5 protein-coding genes are annotated in these 6,114 nt (G+C 20.8%); all 5 read left to right on the forward strand.

All coding sequences use genetic code 4. The annotated features are described in order from the left end of the window. The first annotated feature begins 76 nt into the window (after nt 1–76). The 5 genes from M0D11_RS00995 (at nt 77) to M0D11_RS01015 (ending at nt 6,010) form a co-directional block, all read left to right on the forward strand. Entirely contained in the window at nt 77–1,114 is a 1,038-nt protein-coding gene (locus M0D11_RS00995; protein WP_252319206.1) for a DUF3137 domain-containing protein, read from the forward strand. Nucleotides 1,115–1,144: 30 nt separating this feature from the next. After that, complete coding sequence (locus M0D11_RS01000; protein WP_252319207.1) at nt 1,145–2,221, forward strand: hypothetical protein; 1,077 nt, start codon at nt 1,145–1,147, stop codon at nt 2,219–2,221. Between the two features lie 22 nt (nt 2,222–2,243). Continuing rightward, a complete protein-coding gene (locus M0D11_RS01005; protein ID WP_252319208.1) occupies nt 2,244–3,131 on the forward strand; it encodes a hypothetical protein in 888 nt (295 codons plus the stop codon). A gap of 267 nt (nt 3,132–3,398) precedes the next feature. After that, nucleotides 3,399–4,745: a hypothetical protein gene (locus M0D11_RS01010; protein ID WP_252319209.1), complete on the forward strand. Its 1,347-nt coding sequence runs from the start codon at nt 3,399–3,401 to the stop codon at nt 4,743–4,745. Nucleotides 4,746–5,122: 377 nt separating this feature from the next. Further along, complete coding sequence (locus M0D11_RS01015; RefSeq protein ID WP_252319212.1) at nt 5,123–6,010, forward strand: coiled-coil domain-containing protein; 888 nt, start codon at nt 5,123–5,125, stop codon at nt 6,008–6,010. Nucleotides 6,011–6,114: the final 104 nt, after the last annotated feature.

The following is a 6,114-nucleotide window of genomic DNA, read 5'->3' on the forward strand; positions in this document are numbered from 1 at the left end:
TTAGTCTTTTTCTATTTTTTTATAAAACAAAATTAGTTATAAACTATATTAAGAATTAAAAAAGAATGGAATAATTATGAAACATAGTTTATCACCAAAGGTTGTAAATGAGATTGTTAATAATATTCATACTGACTATAATAATAGTAGTAATCATTGATGAATTAAATTAATAAATAATCGTTTATGAATTAGTTTATGAATTATTACTACCATTATTGCTCTAATTGCTATTGGTGCTAGTATTGGTATTAACAAATCATCATTTATTAAAAAACCATTTACCATTATTAGTATTATTGGATTCATTGTTGGATGCTTTTTATTAGTGCAGAGTTTTGTATTAAAAACTAAAATTCATGAAAAATTAATAGAAGAATTACCAATTATTAACTATTATCAATGAGTTATTAAAGATAATAATTCACAAATGAATTTAACAACTATTAGTGATTATTGAACAATTGAACCACAAGGTAATTTACCTTTAGATGAACAACCTAATTATTATAATTATTGCGAACAAGTAATGATAGGAAGTATTAATGGTCAAAATTTTAACTATGGAAGTATCATTAACCAAAAAGTTATGTATGAGACAAGTTCTGGATATAATAGTGCTGCTCAAGTTATTGAAACAGAAAAAATTACTTGTTATTATGCACGTTTTGTTTATTATACAACTATTATTAGGAATAATAATTTTACAATGACATTAACACCACGTAATATATTTTCAAAAAAATTTCGTAGTAAAAAGAAAGTTCAATTAGAATCACATTTATTTGAAGATTTATTTGAAGTAAAATGTGATAATCAAATTAAATTAAGATTAATTTTAGAACCAAAAGTAATGAATTTACTTAATGAATTTGCTTATAGTTTAGGAAATAAGGATTTACCAGTTATTCACATAGAAAATGAACAATTAACATTAAGTTGAAAATATGAATTAGGAAAAAATCCTTATAATGATGGAAAAGGCAAATTGATGGTTTTACCCACTACTACTAATCTTGAAAAGTTTATTAATAAATTATTAGCAATGATTAGTAAAGATATTTTAAATTTAACGCAAGCACAAATGTGAGTTAATAGCTTACAATTATTATAATAATAATTTAAAAATAAGGTAGATAAAATTATGAATAACTATCAATTATTAAAATCAAGTTGAAAATGATTTAACAATAAATATTTGATGCAGACGATCTTATGAATATTGTTAACAATTTGTTTGATTATTTGTGCAATTTTATGAGAAGTTAAAAGTAGTATTTTTAATAAAATTTTAACATTTGATTTTTTTAATAATGCTAGTATTACTGATGAAACTATTATTACTTTAAAAACTTATTTATATATTGCCATTTTTAGTAGTTGTATTGCAAGTAATACTTTAATATTTATTCAAATCAGATGTTGAATGAAAAAATATATTGAAAATAAATATAAGGTAATTTCAAATTTTGAAAATAATTTTTTTATTTTTAAAGCTTTATTAGTATTAAATGTTGCTAGAAACATTACTTATATTTTTTGTTTTACTAATGTTTTTACCACATTATTTGTTTTAACTTATTGATTTTGTTATTTTATTATTTATATTATTTTAGAAAAAATATTAGAAGAAAAAAATCAGATTCTTGGTAATCCTTGATGAAAAGATATAGAAAAACGATCATTATTTATTATTTTAGGTTTTGAAGTTTTATATTTAATTGTAAAAAATTCAATTTTGAATTTTACTAAGGGTACTATTAACATTGATCAAGTTTTAAAGTACTTTATTCCCGCTAGTTCTTTAGCATTAATATTAGCAGTCTTCATTCAAAGTTTAGTTAAAAATGATGTTAAAACTATTTTAAATAATATTAAAAATGTTAAAACCAAAGTTGATGATTTTAAAATATTTTATAATTGAGATTATAAAAATATCATTAGTGATTTTCTATTTGTTAAAGAAGCACCATTAATTATTCGAAATGAATTAAAACAAAAAGTATTAACTAATGAAGAAAAAAATAAAATATTTGAACTTTTACATGAAATTTATCAATTTCTAATATTTGTTGAAAAACAAAATATTAAAGTTAGTGAGTTGAAATATATTTATTATCATTTATTTTATGAAATAACAAACCGCGATGAAATTTCACAAATTAAAAATAGAATTATTAATACAAAAAAGAAAAATTTGAAGATAATACTAAAAAAGTAGTGATTATCTAAGGAAGTTTATTATGAAAAAAATATTAAAAATTATAAGTGTTTTTGCATTTACTAGTATTACTAGTATTAATATTAGTGCATGTGATGTTTTTCACAATTCATCAGTTGATTATCAGCAATTATTAGAAGATGCTGCAAATTTAATTGCTAATAATACTTATCCCAATTTTAATAATTTTTTAAAACCCGAAAATAAAACTCATGTTTTTGATTTTAAAAAATTAATTGAAGACAATATTAGTGACTTGTTTAATACTGCTCCAGAAGATTTTAGTAATATTACTTATGAAATTACTAATGGTCAAGATGAAATAAAAAAAATTAGTACTACTAATATTAAAATTCATTTAGCTGTTTATAATAATTCTACGGTAAAAGATTGTAGTTTTGATGCTAATTTTAGTCCATTACAAGATTATATAAATGAAAAATTAGAACCATTAGTTAATGGAACACAATATTTATCAATTAACAAAAAAGACAGTGGTGGATTTTATAATGACTTAGTTACTGCTGGTGCTACTTTTAAAAGGGAAGAAAAAAATCAAAAAGAACAATATTTAAGAAATAATTCAGATAAAGCTAAAAATTTTTGAAAATTATTTCAAGAGTGAATTCCTTCTGAAGAAGTGAAAAACCCTTTACTTGGTAATATTTTAGTTCCATTATTAAATTTTATTCCAAAAAAACCCTTTACTTGGTTAACTTTTGATAATTTTAAACCATATTTGTTAAATGCTGGCGGCTATAGTAATGTTATTGCTATTACTGGCAATAAAAAATTTGGTGATAAATATTATGATTATATAAAAATTGGATTAGAGGGTAAAAATTCAAAGGATATTGCTTTTGGTAATAAATATGAAGGTTTAACTTTTATTTTTACTACTAATAGTTAATTAATAAATTTTTAGTTGCTTTTTGAAAAGATAAAAATTAATAATAAAAATTACTTTTATAACTAATTTTGTATTAAAAAAATTAAAAAAAATATAGACAAGTTATAAAACACATGCTATTATTTTTTCATACCTTTTTAGGTTAAATAATATATGCGACTAAAAGAAGTAGTTTCACGTAATAATTATATTACTGGATACTACTTTTTATTTTAAAAAAGTAGCAACTTAAGAAAATTATTATTATATATGAAAGAAGTGTTTAAAATGTCTCCTTTATTTACAGGTAATCAAAATCTTAATATTCGTAGAATGTCTGATGATAGTGCAATAAGTTTATTAGGTTCAAGTGGTGATTTTTCTAGCATATCTAATAGTAGTACAATATCTATTTTTGAAGAAACTGCTATTAGAGAAAACAAATATTTATCAAAAATAACTAAACTTTTAGGTAAAAATATTACTTTTATTGTTGCTCTTTCTGGTAATATCACTGCTCAAATGATAATTAGTACTACTGTTGCTAAAACACCATGAAATTGACAAACTATTAAGGATAGTTTGATATTTAGTGGTATACTTATTGGTTTTGATACAGCTATTGAACCTTTTATTTTTGGTTCAATCGAAAATATTGAAAATTGAGTTATAGATAAATGAAAAAACAATGAAAATAATATTAATGTAGGAAAAGAAATAATAAAAGTTATTCCTTTCTTATTATTTTTAAGTTATTCTGGTGTAATTTTGGATAGAGCTTCTAATAATATTTTAGATAATTGAATTTCAATGGAAATTCTTGGACAGACAACTATTGAATTTACTAGTTATGTGTTAAATATGACTTTTCATGGTGCAATCATTTCTAGGATAGAAAAAGTAATAAAATTAGGTTGAGAAAAAGTTAAAAGATTATTTAATAACAATATTAATGATATAGAAAATCAACTTCTTAATAGTGAACAAAATATTGATGAAAATAGTAATTTTTTTTATAAAAATATTTTATCATTATTTTTTATAACACCAATATCAATGGCTATAACATGAGGTACTGAGAATTATATATCTAAGCAAGAATTTACTTGAAAAAAACTGTCAACAGATGCTCCAAAAGTTATTGGTGGTATAACTCTTTCTCTAGTTTCATCTTTACTTAATTGTATGGTTAATAAAGAAGGAATACCATTTCTTCCAAAACTGAGTACTGTTATAGATACTATTAAAAGATGAACTGGTTATCAACAAAATAATGGTAATATTGAACAATCAGTAACATCATGTCAATCTTCTATTAATGATTCTTGTTTAGTAGATGTTTTTAGTGAATTAGAAAGTATTGAAGAATTTTCTAGTGTTATTGGACAATTATGTAATGAAGAAGAATGAAATTTTAAAAATGATGAAGAAAATGAAATCTTTTTTGATGCTGTTGAAGAGCAGAAAGTAAATAGTAATTTTGGATCTACTACTAAACCAAGAAATAACTATGGAACATTCAATAACTATTGTGAGTCTACAAATTCTTTGGATAATGGAATTAGTAGTTCAATTCTTAAAACAGAGTTTGATGAACAATCACTTCTTTCAAAGCCACGCTCATTTACTATATAAAAACAGTATATAATAAATGTATAATAATATTTCTATATTATATAATTATATGATTTTGAAATTTAATAAATCAGAAAAAAGTATTTTAGTAAATTAAAGTACTTTTTTTATTGTATATTTATTTTTTCAATTATAAATTTAAATTGGGATTTAATCAAAATACCATATAATTCAATATTATTTTATACTTTTTTAAATTTACAATTGTTTATATTAAATAAAGTTAGAAAAATTATATTTTTGATGAATCTTAATATTGGTACAAGGAAACCACTAATATAAATTAGAACTATTCTGATATTTTTTATTTTTAAATTTAATTAAAAATCAGATTATAAAAAATGTTATTTTTAACATATATAGAAGGAGAAAAATTAATGGATACTAGTGATGAAGAAAATATTTCTGTAGAAGATTTACAAAAGCAACTAGAAAAGATTACTCAAGAAAAAGAGGAAGTTCAATCTAAATTAGATGAAACTAGTAAGGCTAAAGAAGAAGTAGAATCTAAATTAGAAGAAGCTAATAAAGAAATTGAAAAATTAAAAAAACAATTAAATGAAAAAGATAATAATGAAATAAAGCCTAATCCTAAAATTGAATTATTAAAAGAGAAATTAGAAAGACTTGAAAAGAAATTAAAAGAAAAGGAAAAAGAAATTCAAAATATTAAAAATGATCCAGAGTCATTAGAGGACTTAGAAGCTAATATAGAAGAAAAAGAAGCTATTGAAAAACAAATCAATAGTGTTAAAAAACAATTGGAAATTTTAATAAAAGAAGAAGAAAAAAATAAGATTCATTTAATTAATTGTCAAATTTTACAAGAACAATTAAAAGAAATAAATGAAAAAATTGATAATTGTCAATCTAATGAAAAAAATGATAATAGTCAATGTTGTGAAACAATTAATAAAAAAATGGATCAACTTCTAAACTATAATAATGATAAATCTATGAAAGAAATTGAAAAATTAAACAAAAATATTGAAGAAAAGAATAAACAAATTAAAGAATTAGAAGCAAAAATAAATAATAATAATACTAATAGTCAAGAAATTAAAGATAAGTTAAGTGAATTAGAAAATAATAAAAATAATTTAATTAAAGAAAAAGAACAATTTGTAAAAGATGCTGATTATGATAAAGCAGCTAAAATTGATAAAGAAATTAAAGATTTAGAACAAAAACAAAAAGATTTAGAAAAAGAACTTTTAGAAAATAATAAAAAAGAACTTGAAAAAAAGAACTTCAAGAAAAAATAATTAAAATTCAATCAGAACTTGAACAAATAAAAAAAGAAAAAATAGATTTAGAAGAAAAGATAAATAATAATAATAACAATAATATTTGTTCTAAAGAAGAAGTT

It is taken from the genome of Spiroplasma endosymbiont of Lariophagus distinguendus, assembly GCF_023846195.1.
Classification (GTDB): domain Bacteria; phylum Bacillota_I; class Bacilli_A; order Mycoplasmatales; family VBWQ01; genus Spiroplasma_E.